This is a genomic window from Lysinibacillus sp. UGB7 (genome assembly GCF_049058285.1).
GTDB lineage: Bacteria > Bacillota > Bacilli > Bacillales_A > Planococcaceae > Lysinibacillus > Lysinibacillus sphaericus_B.
In genome coordinates, this window is the sequence record NZ_JBMGUV010000001.1 from 99,655 (window position 1) to 117,167 (window position 17,513).

At 33.6% G+C, this 17,513-nt stretch carries 32 protein-coding genes; 30 read left to right on the forward strand and 2 right to left on the reverse strand.

Annotation, left to right across the window (positions count from 1 at the left end):
- Nucleotides 1-6 precede the first annotated feature (6 nt).
- The 28 genes from ACOMCU_RS00500 (at nucleotide 7) to ACOMCU_RS00635 (ending at nucleotide 13,567) form a co-directional block, all read left to right on the forward strand.
- On the forward strand, nucleotides 7-288 hold the full coding sequence (locus ACOMCU_RS00500) for a hypothetical protein (RefSeq protein WP_421049011.1): 282 nt from the start codon (nucleotides 7-9) through the stop codon (nucleotides 286-288).
- 14 nt (nucleotides 289-302) lie between these two features.
- Entirely contained in the window at nucleotides 303-455 is a 153-nt protein-coding gene (locus ACOMCU_RS00505) for a hypothetical protein (protein ID WP_421049012.1), read from the forward strand.
- Between the two features lie 50 nt (nucleotides 456-505).
- Nucleotides 506-829 carry a YozE family protein gene (locus ACOMCU_RS00510; RefSeq protein WP_421049013.1) on the forward strand — a complete coding sequence of 108 codons (324 nt, stop codon included), beginning with the start codon at nucleotides 506-508 and terminating at the stop codon, nucleotides 827-829.
- A gap of 36 nt (nucleotides 830-865) precedes the next feature.
- Nucleotides 866-1,132 (forward strand): hypothetical protein, encoded by a 267-nt coding sequence (locus ACOMCU_RS00515; protein ID WP_421049014.1) that lies wholly within the window; start codon nucleotides 866-868, stop codon nucleotides 1,130-1,132.
- 52 nt (nucleotides 1,133-1,184) lie between these two features.
- Nucleotides 1,185-1,628: an HAD domain-containing protein gene (locus ACOMCU_RS00520; RefSeq protein WP_421049015.1), complete on the forward strand. Its 444-nt coding sequence runs from the start codon at nucleotides 1,185-1,187 to the stop codon at nucleotides 1,626-1,628.
- Nucleotides 1,629-1,780: 152 nt separating this feature from the next.
- Nucleotides 1,781-2,230: a hypothetical protein gene (locus ACOMCU_RS00525; RefSeq protein WP_421049016.1), complete on the forward strand. Its 450-nt coding sequence runs from the start codon at nucleotides 1,781-1,783 to the stop codon at nucleotides 2,228-2,230.
- 252 nt (nucleotides 2,231-2,482) lie between these two features.
- On the forward strand, nucleotides 2,483-3,745 hold the full coding sequence (locus tag ACOMCU_RS00530) for an RNA-guided endonuclease InsQ/TnpB family protein (RefSeq protein WP_421049017.1): 1,263 nt from the start codon (nucleotides 2,483-2,485) through the stop codon (nucleotides 3,743-3,745).
- Nucleotides 3,746-3,918: 173 nt separating this feature from the next.
- A complete protein-coding gene (locus ACOMCU_RS00535; RefSeq protein ID WP_421049018.1) occupies nucleotides 3,919-4,464 on the forward strand; it encodes a hypothetical protein in 546 nt (181 codons plus the stop codon).
- Between the two features lie 148 nt (nucleotides 4,465-4,612).
- Complete coding sequence (locus ACOMCU_RS00540; protein WP_421049019.1) at nucleotides 4,613-5,155, forward strand: hypothetical protein; 543 nt, start codon at nucleotides 4,613-4,615, stop codon at nucleotides 5,153-5,155.
- The gene (locus ACOMCU_RS00545) at nucleotides 5,152-5,475 is read left to right on the forward strand and encodes a hypothetical protein (protein WP_421049020.1); all 324 of its coding nucleotides are present in this window, start codon (nucleotides 5,152-5,154) and stop codon (nucleotides 5,473-5,475) included. Before ACOMCU_RS00540 ends, ACOMCU_RS00545 begins: the two co-directional genes overlap by 4 nt.
- A complete protein-coding gene (locus ACOMCU_RS00550; RefSeq protein WP_421049021.1) occupies nucleotides 5,475-6,251 on the forward strand; it encodes a hypothetical protein in 777 nt (258 codons plus the stop codon). The genes ACOMCU_RS00545 and ACOMCU_RS00550 overlap by 1 nt, the downstream gene beginning before the upstream one ends.
- Nucleotides 6,251-6,658, forward strand: coding sequence for a hypothetical protein (locus ACOMCU_RS00555; RefSeq protein ID WP_421049022.1), 408 nt, complete (start codon nucleotides 6,251-6,253; stop codon nucleotides 6,656-6,658). Before ACOMCU_RS00550 ends, ACOMCU_RS00555 begins: the two co-directional genes overlap by 1 nt.
- An 86-nt stretch (nucleotides 6,659-6,744) precedes the next feature.
- A complete protein-coding gene (locus ACOMCU_RS00560) occupies nucleotides 6,745-7,080 on the forward strand; it encodes a hypothetical protein (protein WP_421049023.1) in 336 nt (111 codons plus the stop codon).
- Nucleotides 7,081-7,140: 60 nt separating this feature from the next.
- The gene (locus ACOMCU_RS00565) at nucleotides 7,141-7,554 is read left to right on the forward strand and encodes a hypothetical protein (RefSeq protein WP_421049024.1); all 414 of its coding nucleotides are present in this window, start codon (nucleotides 7,141-7,143) and stop codon (nucleotides 7,552-7,554) included.
- Nucleotides 7,555-7,643: 89 nt separating this feature from the next.
- Nucleotides 7,644-7,832: a hypothetical protein gene (locus ACOMCU_RS00570; RefSeq protein WP_421049025.1), complete on the forward strand. Its 189-nt coding sequence runs from the start codon at nucleotides 7,644-7,646 to the stop codon at nucleotides 7,830-7,832.
- 117 nt (nucleotides 7,833-7,949) lie between these two features.
- Nucleotides 7,950-8,234 (forward strand): DUF6440 family protein, encoded by a 285-nt coding sequence (locus ACOMCU_RS00575; RefSeq protein WP_421049026.1) that lies wholly within the window; start codon nucleotides 7,950-7,952, stop codon nucleotides 8,232-8,234.
- Between the two features lie 51 nt (nucleotides 8,235-8,285).
- On the forward strand, nucleotides 8,286-8,771 hold the full coding sequence (locus ACOMCU_RS00580) for a hypothetical protein (protein ID WP_421049027.1): 486 nt from the start codon (nucleotides 8,286-8,288) through the stop codon (nucleotides 8,769-8,771).
- 35 nt (nucleotides 8,772-8,806) lie between these two features.
- On the forward strand, nucleotides 8,807-9,286 hold the full coding sequence (locus ACOMCU_RS00585; protein ID WP_421049028.1) for a hypothetical protein: 480 nt from the start codon (nucleotides 8,807-8,809) through the stop codon (nucleotides 9,284-9,286).
- 119 nt (nucleotides 9,287-9,405) lie between these two features.
- Entirely contained in the window at nucleotides 9,406-9,783 is a 378-nt protein-coding gene (locus ACOMCU_RS00590; RefSeq protein ID WP_421049029.1) for a hypothetical protein, read from the forward strand.
- A gap of 58 nt (nucleotides 9,784-9,841) precedes the next feature.
- Nucleotides 9,842-10,066: a hypothetical protein gene (locus ACOMCU_RS00595; protein WP_421049030.1), complete on the forward strand. Its 225-nt coding sequence runs from the start codon at nucleotides 9,842-9,844 to the stop codon at nucleotides 10,064-10,066.
- A 57-nt stretch (nucleotides 10,067-10,123) separates the two neighbouring features.
- Nucleotides 10,124-10,429: a hypothetical protein gene (locus ACOMCU_RS00600; RefSeq protein WP_421049031.1), complete on the forward strand. Its 306-nt coding sequence runs from the start codon at nucleotides 10,124-10,126 to the stop codon at nucleotides 10,427-10,429.
- Between the two features lie 80 nt (nucleotides 10,430-10,509).
- Nucleotides 10,510-10,827 (forward strand): hypothetical protein, encoded by a 318-nt coding sequence (locus ACOMCU_RS00605; RefSeq protein ID WP_421049032.1) that lies wholly within the window; start codon nucleotides 10,510-10,512, stop codon nucleotides 10,825-10,827.
- Nucleotides 10,828-11,042: 215 nt separating this feature from the next.
- Nucleotides 11,043-11,210 (forward strand): hypothetical protein, encoded by a 168-nt coding sequence (locus ACOMCU_RS00610; RefSeq protein WP_421049033.1) that lies wholly within the window; start codon nucleotides 11,043-11,045, stop codon nucleotides 11,208-11,210.
- Between the two features lie 104 nt (nucleotides 11,211-11,314).
- On the forward strand, nucleotides 11,315-11,674 hold the full coding sequence (locus tag ACOMCU_RS00615; protein WP_421049034.1) for a hypothetical protein: 360 nt from the start codon (nucleotides 11,315-11,317) through the stop codon (nucleotides 11,672-11,674).
- A 137-nt stretch (nucleotides 11,675-11,811) separates the two neighbouring features.
- Nucleotides 11,812-12,030, forward strand: a complete 219-nt coding sequence (locus tag ACOMCU_RS00620) for a hypothetical protein (protein WP_421049035.1) — start codon at nucleotides 11,812-11,814, stop codon at nucleotides 12,028-12,030.
- Nucleotides 12,027-12,758, forward strand: coding sequence for a hypothetical protein (locus ACOMCU_RS00625; protein ID WP_421049036.1), 732 nt, complete (start codon nucleotides 12,027-12,029; stop codon nucleotides 12,756-12,758). The genes ACOMCU_RS00620 and ACOMCU_RS00625 overlap by 4 nt, the downstream gene beginning before the upstream one ends.
- Nucleotides 12,759-12,764: 6 nt before the next feature.
- On the forward strand, nucleotides 12,765-13,118 hold the full coding sequence (locus tag ACOMCU_RS00630; protein ID WP_421049037.1) for a hypothetical protein: 354 nt from the start codon (nucleotides 12,765-12,767) through the stop codon (nucleotides 13,116-13,118).
- Between the two features lie 197 nt (nucleotides 13,119-13,315).
- Nucleotides 13,316-13,567: a hypothetical protein gene (locus ACOMCU_RS00635; RefSeq protein ID WP_421049038.1), complete on the forward strand. Its 252-nt coding sequence runs from the start codon at nucleotides 13,316-13,318 to the stop codon at nucleotides 13,565-13,567.
- A gap of 95 nt (nucleotides 13,568-13,662) precedes the next feature.
- On the opposite strand, the gene ACOMCU_RS00640 is transcribed toward ACOMCU_RS00635, so the two are convergent.
- Nucleotides 13,663-14,022, reverse strand: a complete 360-nt coding sequence (locus ACOMCU_RS00640; RefSeq protein ID WP_421049039.1) for a BRCT domain-containing protein — start codon at nucleotides 14,020-14,022, stop codon at nucleotides 13,663-13,665.
- 231 nt (nucleotides 14,023-14,253) lie between these two features.
- Between ACOMCU_RS00640 and recJ the strand changes: the two genes are divergently transcribed.
- Nucleotides 14,254-16,593: a single-stranded-DNA-specific exonuclease RecJ gene (recJ, locus tag ACOMCU_RS00645; protein WP_421049040.1), complete on the forward strand. Its 2,340-nt coding sequence runs from the start codon at nucleotides 14,254-14,256 to the stop codon at nucleotides 16,591-16,593.
- Nucleotides 16,594-16,671: 78 nt separating this feature from the next.
- On the opposite strand, the gene ACOMCU_RS00650 is transcribed toward recJ, so the two are convergent.
- Entirely contained in the window at nucleotides 16,672-17,025 is a 354-nt protein-coding gene (locus tag ACOMCU_RS00650; RefSeq protein WP_421049041.1) for a hypothetical protein, read from the reverse strand.
- 96 nt (nucleotides 17,026-17,121) lie between these two features.
- Here ACOMCU_RS00650 and ACOMCU_RS00655 point away from each other — a divergent pair, with 96 nt between their 5' ends.
- Nucleotides 17,122-17,502 (forward strand): hypothetical protein, encoded by a 381-nt coding sequence (locus ACOMCU_RS00655; RefSeq protein ID WP_421049042.1) that lies wholly within the window; start codon nucleotides 17,122-17,124, stop codon nucleotides 17,500-17,502.
- Nucleotides 17,503-17,513: the final 11 nt, after the last annotated feature.

Here is a 17,513-nt window from a genome sequence, read left to right on the forward strand (position 1 = left end):
ATGGTTGTGAAGAAAATTGAGAAATACCTGCAATCAATTGGCTGTGCTTTACTCTTTTCTACAGTCGTTCGCTATCAGAATAGCGGTGGAAAAAGTTTCAATAACGATGGGACATATCAAGAGGAAGTGTTTCAGGTAATCGGTACACCATTTATCATTCATAATAAATGTACAGGGCGACCACAATTTACATTGTACAAAGGTTCAGAATTAGTAGGGCTAGATTTTACGCAAAAAAGATTTATTACTGAAGTGCTGGAGAAGCATTTGAACAATATTATTCATTAAGAAGGGCGATAAAAATGGAGAATAAAAGTTTAGATGAAATTACAAACGAAGTATTAAAACTATATGAAAAAGGAAAAGAAACACAAGAGATAGCTAAGTTGTGTTCAATTCCAGAATATCTTGTTGAATCAATATTAATTCAAATAAAGGGTATTTATTTTAGATAAAGTTTCTGAACAATTTGATATGATAATACACCATATGAAGGAGGATTACTGTGAGAAATTGGATGACCTTTTATAGCTTTGCTATTACTTTTAGACATGAACATATTAGGAAAGACCGAGGAGATGGTTGTTATCATGCATTAAATTGCGAACGAATATTTTTTTTTGCAAACCAAATGTATAGAGATAAAAAATTCCCGAACAATAGCAATAGTTATTTAGAGTTAAAACACTACGTTACTGAAAACTATAGTGAGGATATTGTAATTGGTTTTGAATTAATATGGAAAAAGTACAAGAAAGCAAAGTTACATGCTTTGAATGAAGCTCATAAAGAAGCTTTAGCACACAACGAAAAATACAGTGGTAAATAATATTGGAAAGAAAATATGCAGTAAGGGGGAATTAAGATGGCAGATGTTCTTACTGATAAAATCGTTAAAACTCGAAAAGAACATAAGTGTTGGGGTTGTGGTGAAAATTTCGAAAAAGGTGTTGGTTTACGTTTCGTTAAAAGTGTAGATGGTGGTGTAATCAGCAGTTCTTATTGGTGCAGAATTTGTGACGTTACTGCATTAGAACATCACGATTGGAATGATGATGGATTTCAATTTGCAGTCGTGAAGGATTTAGATGGTTGGTTTGATAACTCACGACATTTGCCAAGAACTTACTGAATACTTTGAGTAAAAGGTACGAGGAAAAGGTACTGGAAGGCGGTGTTTCAGAGTGAATATTATTTTTTTAGATATTGATGGCATGATGAATCATCTTAATCATTTTATACGTAGTGATAAACATATTCTTCAAGAATTTTGTCCAATAGCGGTGAAGAACTTAAAGCGGATAATAAGAGAATGTGATGCAAAAATCGTTGTTTCATCCACATGGCGGAAAATTGCCAACAGTGTAGATGGCTCAATTGAAGAATGGCTATTCTCTCACTATGACTTAGAGAATGATGTGATTGGAATTACACCATATTTAGCAAATGAAATACGAGGCAAGGAAATCGAATCCTACCTTAATAGTTGTCAGCATCCTGTTGGTAAATTCGTCATTATAGATGATGATAATGATATGGGGGAGCTTATAAATCATCTTGTACGTACTGATTACAGATATGGTCTAACTGTTGAAAAATGTGACGCAGCTATAAAGGTTCTTACTTAATACTTTGAATTTATTCGATAAATGTTGTTTAGTGATACAAGAGGTTTAATCTTTAATTTGAGCATTTTATTGGGCTGAAGATGTATGTTTTCCTGGTGTTAGACAAAGTAAATTCGAAAAAGATGTTAAAGAAATCAGAAAGGATGATTTAGATGAATACATTAATAGAGTTAGGTATTCAAAAAGACGAATTAGAAGCTATAAGTGAAGGAATGTCGAATAGCTTTGTAGTGGGGCTAAAAGAAGGCATTGTTTTAGGAAAGGCAATCTATATTTATAATAATGACTTGCGTTATAAATCTATGAAATTGATAACAGCGATCAATACAAATCATCAAAAAGAAGGGTATGCTGTGATCTCGGTGCAGGATGTGCCAGCTACATTCGAGGCATATCTAGGGTTAACAGAATTGGATCAGTCCATATTTAGAAAAGCCATTGTTCATTTCCATACAAAAGGACAAACTGCTTCTACAAATACATTAGTAGAAATTGCTGAAAAATTGGTAAAATCAGCTAATATATCCGCAACTGATCAACAATGGTATATGGAATATTGGGAAGATTGGGAAGATTGGGTAGATAGTGAGGATAATAACTGATGCCCATCAGCCTGTTTACAGAACGGCATCGTTTTAAAACATCTGAGCGAGGAATGCTAATGGCGGAACAATGCGAACGTGAATTGGTTAAAAAGGGATACAAGATGATGTATCAGGATTATAGATTGTTAGTGAGAAAACCCACTCCTTTAGGGGTGGGATGATAACGAACGTAGTGTCTTTAGGCACTACCATTTTATTGCGTTTTTTAATCTTACTAGATAATCAAAATATAGCAAAGGAGGTGACAGTATGAACAAGACATATCGTACACAAGCTAATCGGATCAAAGGTTTAACAAAACAAGAATATCAGCATTTACGTAATCTTTGTGGAGTCAGTAAGAACCTTTTTAATGTAGGCTTGTACCATGTCAGACAACACTATTTCACTGAGAAATCATTTTTAACCTATGAATCAAATTATCATGTATCGAAATCCAATGAAAATTATAAATTGCTACAAGCAGGTATTTCACAACAGATTTTAAAAGTCGTTGATCGTAGCTTTAAATCCTTTTTTAACTTACTTAAAAAGGCAAAGCATGGTGAATATCGTTTTCAAGATGTAAAAATGCCAAAATATTTACCGAAAAACGGACTGTTCCCATTGATTTTAAGTACCAACGCTATTCGAGTGAAAGATGGCTTTTTCTATATTCCGCTTTCTAATGCGTATAAAAAGGTACACAGAATCAAGGAATTAAAGGTAAAATTTCCACAGCATCTTGAAGGAAAAACCTTAAAAGAGGTACGTATTATTCCAAAAGCACAAGGGAAACACTTTGATATTCAATATGTGTATAAACAACCATTTGAAAGCGTAGCCCTGGATTCAGACAAAGCCCTTTCGATTGATATTGGCTTAAACAACTTAGCAACGTGTGTAACAAGTGATGGGCTGTCTTATTTATATGACGGAAAACCTTTAAAATCAATTAACCATTACTACAATAAGAAAAAAGCTAAGTATCAAGCGATTAGTATGAAACAAGGATTGAAATACACAAATCGTTTGGCTCGTATGGATATAAAACGAAATTATCGAATAAGAGACTATTTTCATAAAGTAGCACGTTCTATCGTTAATCTTTGTATTGAACAGAAAATCGGTATATTGATCATTGGCTATAATATGGATTTTAAACGAAATATCCATTTAGGGAAGAAAACGAATCAGCAATTTACGCAAATCCCTTTTGGGCTACTACGAGAATATCTGTATAACCATTGTGAATATTACGGCATCGAGTACGTTGAACAAGAAGAAAGTTATACATCAAAGGCGAGTTTCTTTGATGATGATGAATTACCTGTATGGCAAGCGGAAAAACAATTCATTACGTTTAGTGGAAAACGTCTAAAACGTGGTCTTTACCAAACTGCAACAGGACAACTTCTTAACGCTGATGTAAATGGGGCATTGAACATTTTACGAAAAAGTAACTTGATAGATACACGTATCTTACAAGCTAAAGGGTGCTTGGCTCACCCTCAAAGAGTGAAGATTTACTAATCCTCACTCTCGGATAAGGGTTCGTTAGAATCAAACTCCTTTGGAATTCCACTCCTTTAGGGGTGGGAGCAGTCAAGACGGTGTTAGTCGTAATCGATATTTTCGTCAACATCCTAAGAGAGCAGAAACGGTTTCTGTAACACTAATATTTGATAGGTAATGGAGGGGGATTTATGAGTAGAACACAATTTGTATTCTTTTATCTAGTTATGCAAGCGTTGATATTTTTGTCTATCCTTAGATATTCAACATCTATTGAAGTGATTGATCTATTAGGATTATCGAACCTTTACGATAAAGATGTGACATTGATGATTGATCAAACTTTTTTCGATATAAATGTTGTAAAAATGATCGTTAATTTATTGCTGGTTTACGCTATTATTTCTTTGCTGATCAACGGAACATTTTATATTTTCTATAAGAAGCTTGTACAATTAAACAAGTTGCTTGCATGTATAAGAATTGGAGAATTAGTGCGTGAGTGGGCAAGGATTGCAATGAATGTTTTAATTTTCGGAAGCAGTATATTCTTTATAGCTCCATTTACAAATATATTGCTTAACAAATTTATCGGAGCAGATGACGGTATATTAGAAATGGTAATGGGAAGATATATGGCAACAATGATGGTTATTGGAGCAATGGTGTTATTTAGCGGATTCGTTATAGATGTAATGAAGCAAAACGTATTTAAAAATGAATACAAAAAGGCGTAGGCGATCATGGTTGCTTATGTCTTTTTTTTATTTTAAAGGTATAGAACGCTTTTTTTGAAAAAATGACGAATATAATGAGTTTGAGTATGATAAAATTACATATAGTTAATATAATTGGTGTAAATTCATATAGTTAAGGAGTGGAACGATGAAATTTAAAAAGATTATTTTAGGTGCAGCATTGACATCTTCGTTATTTTTAGGAGGTTGTAGCTATTTTACAGTTGATGCACTAGACGCAATGGATTTAGGTATTACAGGAATGCATCAAGGCGTACATGCGTATCAAAATGTATTAAGCGAAAATAAGCTAGATAGCAATAAAGTGAAAATTGATTATGAGTTAGCGGAAAAAGGCTACTTCTATAAGGAATTTTCAATGAGCTATCCAAACACTTTTGAATACACGATGCGTAACGTAGATCACAATATAAGTATTCGTATCGATATGCCGCATTCAGTACCTTTAGATGTAATGGAATCGTTAATTAGAAATATGGTATACAATCCAACGGAAGATACATCAGCTGAGGCAACAGAGGTAGTGACAGCTATTCGTAAGTTAAAAGATGGCGAAGCTGTAACAATTCAGCCAGCAGAAGAAGTGGCTACCTTTAAACTTTCGTATAAAGACAACTATTATAAAGCGATTTATGAGTTGGATGGAAAGGAGCTGCTACAGTCAATATGAGAGTAAAAATCAAAAAATCTGTATCTGTTGATAAGGACGAATTGGCGGCATTAGAATTTGGCAAGCGATATTGTGCTTCTATTTTAGCTTGTTCGTCATGGTCTGAATTTGTTTTTACTCGAAAAAATACAATTCAATTGCTAGATATACGTGCAACTGTTCAGGATGGTGTAATTACTCATTATATAGGTAGTAGCTGCAAAATTTCAAAAGCCGAATTGAAGCGGTATATACGAGAAGGTGCATTTGAATATATTGTCGAAATCGATTCAAACGAATCGTTAAGGGAGCGAAATCGAAAAATGAAGGAGCGGTCATAATGTCTGAAAGTAAACAATTTATCGAATTGGATCAGGATGCAACAGCAGTATTAAAACGTGAATTTAACAAGTTGTGTAGTAGCCTCGGAACAATGGTTCAAATGGCAACCAATGGAGAGCTGGATGAAGAAATGAAAGAAACGTTTCTGAAACTTGCTAACTATAATTTAGAAGAAATTCAAGAAACAGTTGGCTTTACTGGAGCTGAAACGGATCGAGAAAAAGAAATACGACTAGCTGCATTAAAAATGCGTGATGATGAAATTGCCTCATTGAAAAAAGCTATTGAGAATACGTCACCTGGAGCGATTGTACCAATCATTAAACAATTGTATGAAAAATTAGAACAATGGTGGAAAATTGAAGGATTTAACTATCTACGCAAGTTCACTCTATTGAAAAACGGTGCAATTAAAGCAGAGTTAGGATTTTCCCTATATAACTTTATGCAGCAATATTCAAGTAAGCCTGTAACAGAAGATAATCAACGTTTATCAAAAATAGATGACTTGAAGGAAAAGGGTTATCAGTTGTTGGAGGAAAAAGGCAACGACATTGATCTGTTAGATAATGATGCAAATAGAGCTATTTTCATCAAAGAGCTTCAAACAGCATTTCCTAGTGCAACAGTGTTTAATTTTGAAAGTCGTCCAGCTAGGGGAAAAAGGGAGAATCAATTTACTATTTCAGGGATTACAATAATTATTCGGGATATTGACAACGTTCACAACCTAACAATTAGAAAAGTAAATTTTGTAGGGGAGGATGATGAATAATGACAGTATTGGAAGATAAAAATACGGAGCTGGCGTTGATTGAACAGCAAATTGAGTTAAAAAGTTTAGTAAATGAAGCATTATCAATATTTCCAAAGTCTTTTATTAATGACAACGAAGAAATTATTTTAATTCCAAAGTTTAATGAATTTTTCATTTTAAAAGGAATTGATTCTGCTCTAATTTTTAAATGCAAAATGCTTGAGTGGTTATCAAGACCAATCTCTAAAGGACTGCCTAGAACGACTGCTAGGAAATATTTGTTGATTTTTAATCGATTCATGCGAACTGATTTTACAATGGAAGATATGGGGCAAATCTATACGGCTCTAGGTAATGCAACGAATCGAGAGCTAACAATATCGTTTATAAAATCTGACTTCAACATGGATTTACTGGAAAAGTAATGGTTGTTATATCGTAATCTTGTTGAGAATGACATGATTTTAACATTTAAAAAAAACTCTAATAACAGTAAGGGAGGTATGTATCATTGAAACAGCATATTAATGCAATAGATTTGACATTTGCCGAGCTATTTCATCTAACAAAGGAAACATCACCGATTCAAGTAGGCATGGGATTGGAATTAGTAAAAGAAAAGCGTGAGATTGCTCGACATGGAGGGGGATTCTATTCTGACATTGTTATCATAAGAACAACAAGTCAGGAGCCTCAATATTTCCGTTTTATGATCACTACGTATTTGGATGAAACAGAAGAATTTACATCTTTCACGAAGCCATATGAGGTGTTTAAGTCAGTTGAGAAGAAGGAACTGGATCGATACAGCAGTTGGATAGAAGAAAAAGATGAAATTTCTAATTAAAAGCAGAGGTAACATTTGAAACATATTGTGCAGTACCAAGAGAAAGAGGAGGAACTTATTTTGATTGATGTACCAAAAAAAATAGAGATTGGGCAAAAGATGGTAAATCTTGATTACAGTTATTGCGATTTAGCAGAGGCTTATGTTGTGGATGCTTTATTTGTTGAGGAATACAACCCGTCACATGCCTATCATGAAAATGGACAGCCTTCTATTCGTGTCGTAGAAACATTAGAGCAGCATATAGGTGAAATCATTGTTCGCTCAAATACAAAAGATAGCTTCATTGTAAAAGTAAGAATTGATCACTTCGTCAATAGAACAGAAGCTAATATCGTAATCAATAAGGATGATGCTAAAGCAGTCGGCATCACAAGGTTTGATATAGCTAAAAAGAACTTGCCTAAAATGAAAGGATTTATTTTATTACAAATCAATAGACAGTATCCTCATTTTTGGGACTTAGATTACTGAACATAGAGGACCATGTAATGTTCTTATTTGGGGGTCCATAAACTTTCTTTGGATCTATACCATTGTTCAGGATGTGAAGGAGGAGAAAAATGAAAGAGATGATTTATAATTTGCTTATTGAAAATGGTATGACAGAAAAGTCGGTAGCAGATGCGATAAAAATTATTGAAGAAACGGCTTATAAAGAAGGGTATGAACAAGGATTAAAAGAGGGACGGCAAAGCGGTATAAAAGCTTCGATACGAGCCATTAATAAGATTGAAAAATGGGAGGATTGACATGAAAACCTATGCACTCAATAACACAATCGCTAACAGAACAAGAAAAAGACAAAATGCAACATATTTTAAACAAAATGTAGTTACTGCACAATATGATGAAAAGGTGAAAAAGTCATGAAGAAAATATTAGCAGGATTAAGTCTTTGCATTTTATTAACAGGTTGTTCTACACCATATGTTGAAACCAAAGCCGATGATAACGGTGAAGTTTCAGAACAAAAAACTCCTAAAACAGTTTCTTCTATAACTCAAATTAGTCAATTAAAAAGAGGATTTTATTTTTATGTAGATGAAGAAACAGGGTGTCAATATATTATCTATAAAGATGATGGAGATGGTGGTATAACACCTAGACTAAACAACAACGGGCAACCCATGTGTAATGTTGACGGACAGTAGAAAGATTTTGTTCAAAAAAATAAAGCTTTTAGTAAAGGGGGTTGAGGTTAGGTGAACGAATTAACAGACAAATTCAAGCAAGTACAACTAGCAAATCAAATCCAATATGTGCAACGTGCCAGCAATAGCATTGAACATCATTTGCGTAATTCAGTAGAAATCGAATTATTGATGCAACTAGAACAAGATGGTTTAGGTGATTGGACAATCACTAGATTACTCAATTGTTTACAAGATATGAGGCGAAAAGGTGAGACTGAATATTTTTCAGCTTTAGATAATAGGATAAAAATTTTGGAGCCAATTATTAAAAATGTCATATGGCAATTACCTGTTAAGCAAAGCAATAAAACCGATAATGATTGGATTCATCCAAGAGCTAAGTACCATGCTTATATAGATGATATAAGAGCCTGTGATGGGTCAGGACAAGATACAAGATACTTCGATAATACGATTGAGGAAGAAGAATTGCTGAAGAATAAGGAAGTAGCTTGTAAGAAATGTCTGAAAAAATTAGGGATAGATTACTACTAAACAATCTGAACATATTGTTTAAGGAGGACAAATAAATGGGACTTTTAAAATTTTTCAATAGAAAACCTAGTGAGGTTATTTCAGACTATCAGAAAAATAGAATTAATGCTATGAAAGTAATATCAGAACTCGATTTAGAGAAAAAAGTTACTCAAAAATCTACCCACGAACTTAAAGTTATCGCATTAGAACTTTTATTTCTTGGTTCAATAGAAATCCGACTCATAGCACGTTCAGATAGCTTTTCTAAAGACTTTTCTAAACTATCAATCTTAGATATTTCAGATGGTATGCATAATTTACCTCAACTGATTGGTTATTTAGAAAATGATAAAGTAGACCCTGCCTATTTTAGAGCAAGTTTGGAATTAGAAATAAATAAGTGTATTTTTGCTTTGATTATGAATTTTATGATGAAAAATGAAAAAGAAAAACACTTTAGTAGGCTTCACTTGAATGATTTTTTAAATAAGTATATGAACATAAATGTTAATTTGAAAGATTTTGTGCAGTAACAGAAAGGAGAATAATATGAATGTCAATTTTATAACTTCCAACAAAGTTTATATTGGTGAGATAGAAAAAGAAGTTTCAAATTGGATAAAAAATGTTCAGTAACGAAAGGGAGATAAAAATGGAGATTTTAACAGATTATAAAGATTTAGTTGGTAAGAAAATTGTTTTTTCACATATGGCACAGTTTGCCGAACAAATTACATTAGCAACGGAAGATGGTTGCGTATTAATGGCAACATTTGATTATGACGAATCGGAAGAAGAATCAAGAGTAAGGGTTATGTATCCTCATTTGGTAATTCAAGTCCTTAATAAGCAAGATTGGATACGTAATGAACTAGGTAGATTAGGTATTTTTGATATCGAAAAATATAAAGAAGAACAACGTATCAAGCAAGAAAAAGAAAAAGAGGAATATCGCAAAAAGCAAGAAGAAAAAGACCTCGCTGAATATGAACGTTTAAAAGCTAAATACGAAAAAGTAGTTAATAAATAATATGAGGATATTGCACACTGGATAAATATTGTGCAGTAAAAGGAGAGTGAGGTAAAAGTTGATTTCATTAGATGATGTTAAAAAATCGTTTAAAACTTTTAATTTGAGTTTAACAGGCATTTTAACAGTAAGCATAGCAACAATGAGTTTAGCGGTTATTGGAAGTGTCCTTTTGTTTAAAAAAGGAGGTAATTTGTTTTCAAGATTAGGTATTTTATATTTTGGTGGATTTCTATTTGGATTAGTTGCATTTTTCGCTGCATTAAATGGTTATATCTCTTGATAATACTGAACATTTTGAAGATTTTGTTTGATATAAAAATTTGAGGAGGTAAAATATATGGGGCTTCTTGGTAGAGAAAGTAGCGGAATTTATGAGCCAGAACTAGAAGGGGTAAATGCAGGGGTAGTAATTCAAATAACATCTATTGCAGTCTATTTGTATATTTCTAAAACTGGTACTCCTAGCAGTACAAATAATTCAGCATTATCATTTGAAGATTTAGACAGTAACTATATAGAAGTGAGTGGAACTTATATATCTGTAGGAATGAAGTCTATTCATGATTTAGATGCCACTCTTACTAAATTTGGTATAGACAATATAAATTTACCGATTATCAAAATTGAAATAAGAAATATTTAGATAAAGCGGTAGGTTGAAAATTTATTGTGAAATTATTTAAGTCATAATCGATAAAAAATATTCAGTAAGGAGAGATATTAATGGAACAAGCATTGCAATGTAATATCGGTGGAATTAAATGCGATAAGGATACATGTGACTATCGTGATGATTCAGTAAAAGTAGAGGATTATGATAAATGGCTTAATAAACCTTGCCCAAAATGTTCTTCGAACTTGTTAACAGAAGAAGATTATAGCAATGTTCAGATGTTACTGCAAACTGCTCAAATGATTAACAGCATGACTCCAGAACAATTAGAAGCGTTAGCAGGGAACACTGATAATGATGAAATTGTTCAAATGAGTGTTGAAATGAATGGTACAAGTAAAATGAAATTTAACATTGAAGAGCAATAAACAATTTGAGGAAAATGTGCTTTAGATCAAATGTTAGATAAAATGAAACAGTTAGATGATGAAGATTGATTTTTAGTAGATAAAAGCTGAAATCATTACAGAATCAAAGAATCAATCGTTAGAACCTGTTAAACACCTTTTTTAGAATATTTGCTTACCTGTTTGTATATTTAATATGTAAACAGGTTTTTTATTGGAAAGGGAATAGTGGGAGTATGGGGATATTTGAGTTATTTAGCAAACCGAAGCCTAAGCCAAAATCCAAAGAAGATGTATTAATAGAGCGTGCATTTTCACGTAAAAATGTCTTTGTAGATGTGTTGAATGAAATCTGCGAATGGTCGCCAGGGCGAAAAAAATTAAGGAATGTTTCAGGGAAATAGATATAAAAGAATCTTATTCACATGAATTTACTATTACAGGTAGTATCTTTGATAGAGATGTTCTAAAAATTAATCGTGAAACAAAACCGTATATTGAGCAATTAATGAAATTGCATGTGCAAAGTCGAAAAATAGCTAGTATTATCTATCCATTGAACCGAGAAAAAGATGAAATATTGCTTGCGGAATTAATGCCAGCAATTAATTTGATGATACAAGTTGAACGAGGCTTGAGAAAAGGTGTACCAATTAGTCATGTCACGATACAATCGGCTGTGTTTTCTATTAACGATATTGTAGAAAAGGCGTTAGATAATTATTATTCAGTTAGCTTGCTTGATTTGAATATGGAGCTGCGATTGGCAAAAGAAATTCAGATTGAGTATCAAAAAAGGCGTGAAAAATGGATTGAAGATACAAAAGCTTTTTTTGAGCCAGCACAAATAAATAAATCGATTGAATGAGGCGTAGCTGCTATACTACGTCTTTTTTAATGGTACAACAGATTTTTTAGCATGATAGATTCTTGAAATACATAGCATTAATAGAAGATTGAATTTATAAAGTTCTTTAGTAAACATTGAAGGAAGGGAGTTAAATATTGAAACATTTACGAAAGAAGCAAATTGCAAAAAGTTACGGCTTTAACTATAAAAAGAAGCGGCATCGGGATGTCATGCATTATTTTAAAAAGGGTGGAACAACGCTAGGTATGTATTTTGTAACAGATGAAGATTTCTTATACACCTTAAAAAACTTTGATAAGCATCCTTTCGGCTTTACTCTACCTTCTCGTAGGAAGGAGCGGTCAATGAAATGACAATTGAATTGGTAATTGAGGCAACTAAGATGGTATATGATCATCGTTATGAAAAAATGCCTTATGAGGGAATTGCGGTGATTGAATTATTTGATGAAGCGTTGTTATTCAGTTTTGTATTCAATGAGCAGCGATATGTAATGAATGTTATTCGGGATCAGGTAATATTGACGACTGAAGGTAAGGCAAAAATCGAAAGTCTTTTACTTATGCCTGTAAATGAATTGTTATACGGATCATTTCTGAATAATGAATTGACGGTGCTAGAGCTATTTAAGGAAGCAGATGTTGCTTCAATTATACGTATTGGTTGGATTAATGGACGTATTTATCCATTGATTCCAGTAGAAGATTTTATGGATATACAAGACATGATAACTGTTCCTAGTCTATATTACAGCGGAAAAATCAAGCTACAATTGGCTGATGATACAATTGAAAATCGGTTAATCATAGCGTTGCAAAATTGGCAGATTTCAGCGAATAAGATATTGCAGCAGTATGCATACAAAAGTATTCCGTTAGAGGCATTCCCATCGAGTTTACGTAGCATTGTCTTGAATCATAAATCTTATGACGAATCCTTAATGACGCATTTTAAAACAGTAATTCAAATAAAGAAATTAGAGGTGGATGCAGATCTCCGCCATACAACCAATAATTTAATTGCCTTATTTGATCTAAGTACAGAATTATTGGAGCATATCCTAAAAAAGAGAGGTTGGTGAAGTAAAATGAGTATTGTAAAGCATATCGAATCGATGAATTGTCAGGAACAGCAGTCGTTGAGAGAAGAATTGATCCTTTTAATGAATGAGGACGCTACACTATTAAAGGATAACCCTACGAAGCGTTTTATTGTGCCTGTAAATGCGGTGATTGCTGACAGGGTAGATGTAGTGGAGGATTTAATGGATGTGATTGAGCGTGTTGACAGCGGCACTGACTTTTTTGTATCAGCATTGTTGATTCTAGTTAAAATATTTACTTCTGAACAATTGATAGGTATTAGCCATTTGGAACAAGCGAGCTTTTATGAACAATTTAAGGCTGCTGGTTATTTAGATGAAATATCTACAAATATTTAAGTGTCCATACTGATAAAAAGAGCGTTTTCTTCTAAGAGAAGGAAGCGTTTTTCTTATGAACGTGTGTTCGATTCTGTGAGTTGTAATAAAATTGAAGAATAATTTGTATTAGCTTTCCTATATAGGAGAGCTTTTTTTGAATAAGTGAATCGCTAAAAACATAGTGTGTAGAAATAACGTAAGCAGGAGTGATGAAAATGAATTGTAAAAAATGTTTTCGATGTAGCGATACGTATCCAGTAGATGACTTAACACCTGATGGTTTCGGTGATTCAAGTGTATGTATGTGTAATTCATGCATGAGTGAGTTAAAGACGGATCATAGTCGCTATATATTAGTAGAAACACCTAATTATTGTGGCACAACTTTTGTTTTGAAGCAGGAGCTGGCGAATTTACAGGAATATTGGGGAAAAGATCAAGTAACTGTTTTAACACCAATTGAATAAGCTATATAAAAGTACCTTTGTTTAAAAATAAGGTACTTTTATTGTTTTTAAGCAAACAAAAAAGCAAGCTCTCATTTGAGAACCTGCTACCTTGATTAGAACACTTTCGTATCGATGGCAGTCAGGAATTCGTTAAAAGTGATTAATTGAATACCAGCATTTTTCTTTTCATTTAATGATAAAAAACGTTTATGCTTTGTTCCATCTTCATAATCACGTCCAACAATAAAGTAATCCGTATCTACTGAAAGCTTATCATCATGTTCTCCACCATGTAATACGATAATTCTGCGTACATGTTTATTAGTCATGGGGAATGAGCCAGCTAATACAAAACGTTTATTTAAAAACGTATCATATTTTACTACCGATTCATCTTTTTGTGTAGCAACCTCTTCAATACCAACATTCATTTTGTACAACATAATAAAATCCATCCCTCCATAATTGTTCACTAAGGAACACCTGTATTATTAAAATCCTTATACTCTATGTAGGAAAGTGTCGTTCACTACTGATATTTGTAAATATTTCTTGAAAAATGTGTCTGATCAGCAATGCTAAAAAATCGTTTGTATATATGACTATTTTGATATACAATAATATTATGTGTAACGTCAATTATTATTTACAATAACGATTTATGAATTATAAATTAATTAAGAAAGTGCAAGGGGGTATTTAGTTTGACCAAACAAAGTATTTGGGAAATTCAACATCCGAATAAGCAGCTTGTGGAAGCATTTATGGAAGAATTCAAATTAACATCTATTTCAGCGAAGATCCTGGCGACTAGAGGATGTGAAACGATTGAAGATGCTCGCAAGATGCTTTATGCAGATATTAGCGTAGTCCATGATCCTTTTTTAATGTATGGAATGGATAGGGCAGTAGCACGAATCAAGCTGGCGATTGAACGAAAAGAAAAAATTCTTGTTTATCACGATTATGATTGTGATGGCGTTTCAGGAGGAAGCGTAGTTATTGCTGCTTTAGAAGAGCTAGGAGCTGACGTAACGTATATTGCTCCAAACCGATTTAAACATGGTTACGGTCCACATGCTGATTTATTTAGAGAGGCACACGCAAATGGCATCCAATTAATTATTACAGTGGACAACGGTATTAGCGGTATTGAGCCAATTCGAATAGCAAAAGAATTGGGTATGGACGTAATTGTAACGGATCACCATGAGGCAGGTGAAGAATTGCCAATTGCAGACGTGATTTTGCATCCACGTGTTCCTGAAGGACACTATCCGTTTGGAGAGCTTGCTGGAGTAGGCGTAGCATTTAAACTGGCACATGCATTACTAGGGAGATTCCCAACAGAACTATTGGAGTATGTAGTTATTGGAACAATTGCTGATATTGTGCCGCTTGTTGATGAAAACCGTTATTTTGTACGTGAAGGCTTAAAGTTGCTTCGCTATACCGATAGCTTATGGGTAAAAGAAGCATGTCGTGTGTCAGGTGTTACACAATCAACTATTAATGAAGATAGCATTGGTTTCTACATTGGACCTCGTTTTAATGCAGTAGGACGATTAGGTGATGCAATGCCAGTTGTAGAGTTTTTAACAAGTCGTGATCCTGAAGTAGTGACAAGATTAGCAGATACGTTAAATGATGCTAATAATAAGCGTAAAAAACTTGTAGAGGACATTATGAATGAATCAATTGAGATGATTGAAAATGATCCTAAAATTGCAAATAGCGATGTTTTGATCGTAGCAAAAGAAGGGTGGAATGCTGGCGTAGTCGGAATCGTAGCCTCACGCTTAGTAGAGCGTTACTACAAGCCAACGATTGTTTTAGGTATCAATGCAGAATTAGGCTTAGCAAAAGGTTCAGCTCGTAGTATTGAATGTTATCATCTATACAATTCACTTGCTGAAGCGAGGGATTTAGTGCCTCATTTTGGTGGGCATCCAATGGCAGCAGGTATGACGCTCCCTGTAGAGAATATAGATGCATTGCGAGAGCGATTAGATGGTATTGCTAAACGTGACTTAACGCCTGAGCAATTAATTCCGAAAATTAAAATTGATATGTCTCTAAGCTTAGAAGAAATTACGGTGAAAGCGATTGAGGATATGAAAATGTTGTCACCATTTGGAGCTGCATTTGCTCGTCCAGTATTTGCTATCGAGGAAGCAAGAATAGTAGATAAGCGTAAAATGGGTAGTGAAGGGACGCATTTAAAGATAACAATCGAGGACATGTATAACAAAATTGATTGCGTTGGTTTCGGTAAAGGTGAAATGTTTGACGACATCGTAATCAAAAGCATGATGGCGATGGTAGGTGATTTACAGGTAAATGAGTGGCGAGGGAATAAAACGCCTCAATTTATGCTGAAGGAGCTACGTGAGGCTGATGAAAGAATTGTGGATGTGCGTTTCCCAACAAACTTATATGATATTAATCGAGTGATCCCCGATTTTAGCAATGTAGAGTTTGTTGCTTTTCGTAAAGATACAAAGGATATATATGCAGGTAGAGTACCGATGTCGATCACACATATTAAATTGGGGAATAATTTATCAAAATCATTTTGGGATAATTTAAAGCCGAATATCGTGTTACTAGATTTCCCTACTCGTATTGAATCGTTACGTGATGTATTTGCTAAAAAATCATTCAAAAAAATATATGTATTTGGTCATGGCGTAAAGCCGTATCGCTTAGATACATTCCCTGGTCGTGATATTTTCGGGTGGTATTATAAGCACATTCAATCGTTAGAACATGGGCTCGACATTATGAATGTCAAGGAGATGGAAAGCATAGCGTACAGAAATAACATTTCGTTCCGAGTGCTTATGTCAATGACATTAATTTTTACAGACATTGGCTTGTTTGAATCAAATAATGGCATTATTCGAGCGGCAGTAAATCCTGAGAAGAAGGAATTATCATCTTCTACTTATTATAAGGACTTACTTGTTCAGATCAATACGGAACAAAGGCTGCTGGAAAATCCAGTAGATGATTTAAAGGAATGGTTTAGAGTACGAATGTAAATTAATAATGACAAGCTTTTTGAAAGTGGAGAATGCTTCTAAAGAGCTTGTCATTATTTTTTCGTTTATTCATATTGATTAATAAAATAGACGATGTGAACGTCTTAAAAAATCACTTATTACATTTTCAAAGCGGAATGCAATTCCTGAGCATACTAAGATAAAAGTACACAATAAGAAAGCTTGTGAAGCATATGATTGTCGAACTGCATTTTCGATTTGTAGAGCTGAAGTAGAGACGTGTTGTTGAACATCAATCGTAGCATTTGAAGCTAGTGGATTAGTAAGCATTTTATCGATAGGCTTCATAAGCGATTCATAAATGCTATAGAATGTGATGTTTGCTTGATAGAAAAGCAATATTGCAATAAATACAGTTGTGAAACCAATGAATATAATTGTTGTTCTTACTGCTGTTTGAGCATTGATCAATAGATGTACCTCCTTTCAAAATATCTTTCATATATAAGTAATATCGGAGGAAATATTGTTAATAAGAGGGGATTCTAAAAAAAAGGAGTGAAGTGAATGAATTCGAAATTGAAACTAGCTATTTTACTATCAATCAGTAGCTCTATTTTATTAGGGTGTGTAGAATCGTACCAATATAAAGATGTTAAAGGTGTTGTGATGGCAAAGGAACATGATCCAGCTGGTTACACTACGAAAACAAAAATTGATTCAGAGGGTAATACGGTTAAGAAAAAAGTCTATGAAGCAGAGGAATTTGAAGTAATTATTGCTTATGGTGACATCGAAAAAGAATTTGAATTTGAAGATGATCGTTTCTATAACAAGATCTCTATTGGCGGTGAAGTTCCGCTCGTTTTAGAGCAAGGGTTAGATGCAGAAGGCAAGATTGTCACACAAGACATTGAATTGAAAGAAAAAAATATCGGAGAGAAATAATAGGGGGATTC

What these genes read in the sequence shown, in the direction of transcription:
- ACOMCU_RS00540 (WP_421049019.1), top strand. Translation starts at nt 4,613, where the DNA reads ATGAAATTTAAAAAGATTATTTTAGGTGCAGCATTGACATCTTCGTTA.
- ACOMCU_RS00515 (WP_421049014.1), top strand. Translation starts at nt 866, where the DNA reads ATGGCAGATGTTCTTACTGATAAAATCGTTAAAACTCGAAAAGAACAT.
- ACOMCU_RS00585 (WP_421049028.1), top strand. Translation starts at nt 8,807, where the DNA reads ATGGGACTTTTAAAATTTTTCAATAGAAAACCTAGTGAGGTTATTTCA.
- ACOMCU_RS00525 (WP_421049016.1), top strand. Translation starts at nt 1,781, where the DNA reads ATGAATACATTAATAGAGTTAGGTATTCAAAAAGACGAATTAGAAGCT.
- ACOMCU_RS00600 (WP_421049031.1), top strand. Translation starts at nt 10,124, where the DNA reads ATGGGGCTTCTTGGTAGAGAAAGTAGCGGAATTTATGAGCCAGAACTA.
- ACOMCU_RS00530 (WP_421049017.1), top strand. Translation starts at nt 2,483, where the DNA reads ATGAACAAGACATATCGTACACAAGCTAATCGGATCAAAGGTTTAACA.
- ACOMCU_RS00625 (WP_421049036.1), top strand. Translation starts at nt 12,027, where the DNA reads ATGACAATTGAATTGGTAATTGAGGCAACTAAGATGGTATATGATCAT.
- ACOMCU_RS00550 (WP_421049021.1), top strand. Translation starts at nt 5,475, where the DNA reads ATGTCTGAAAGTAAACAATTTATCGAATTGGATCAGGATGCAACAGCA.
- ACOMCU_RS00635 (WP_421049038.1), top strand. Translation starts at nt 13,316, where the DNA reads ATGAATTGTAAAAAATGTTTTCGATGTAGCGATACGTATCCAGTAGAT.
- ACOMCU_RS00570 (WP_421049025.1), top strand. Translation starts at nt 7,644, where the DNA reads ATGAAAGAGATGATTTATAATTTGCTTATTGAAAATGGTATGACAGAA.
- ACOMCU_RS00535 (WP_421049018.1), top strand. Translation starts at nt 3,919, where the DNA reads ATGAGTAGAACACAATTTGTATTCTTTTATCTAGTTATGCAAGCGTTG.
- ACOMCU_RS00630 (WP_421049037.1), top strand. Translation starts at nt 12,765, where the DNA reads ATGAGTATTGTAAAGCATATCGAATCGATGAATTGTCAGGAACAGCAG.
- ACOMCU_RS00555 (WP_421049022.1), top strand. Translation starts at nt 6,251, where the DNA reads ATGACAGTATTGGAAGATAAAAATACGGAGCTGGCGTTGATTGAACAG.
- ACOMCU_RS00610 (WP_421049033.1), top strand. Translation starts at nt 11,043, where the DNA reads ATGGGGATATTTGAGTTATTTAGCAAACCGAAGCCTAAGCCAAAATCC.
- ACOMCU_RS00590 (WP_421049029.1), top strand. Translation starts at nt 9,406, where the DNA reads ATGGAGATTTTAACAGATTATAAAGATTTAGTTGGTAAGAAAATTGTT.
- ACOMCU_RS00505 (WP_421049012.1), top strand. Translation starts at nt 303, where the DNA reads ATGGAGAATAAAAGTTTAGATGAAATTACAAACGAAGTATTAAAACTA.
- ACOMCU_RS00575 (WP_421049026.1), top strand. Translation starts at nt 7,950, where the DNA reads ATGAAGAAAATATTAGCAGGATTAAGTCTTTGCATTTTATTAACAGGT.
- ACOMCU_RS00615 (WP_421049034.1), top strand. Translation starts at nt 11,315, where the DNA reads ATGAAATTGCATGTGCAAAGTCGAAAAATAGCTAGTATTATCTATCCA.
- ACOMCU_RS00605 (WP_421049032.1), top strand. Translation starts at nt 10,510, where the DNA reads ATGGAACAAGCATTGCAATGTAATATCGGTGGAATTAAATGCGATAAG.
- ACOMCU_RS00545 (WP_421049020.1), top strand. Translation starts at nt 5,152, where the DNA reads ATGAGAGTAAAAATCAAAAAATCTGTATCTGTTGATAAGGACGAATTG.
- ACOMCU_RS00655 (WP_421049042.1), top strand. Translation starts at nt 17,122, where the DNA reads ATGAATTCGAAATTGAAACTAGCTATTTTACTATCAATCAGTAGCTCT.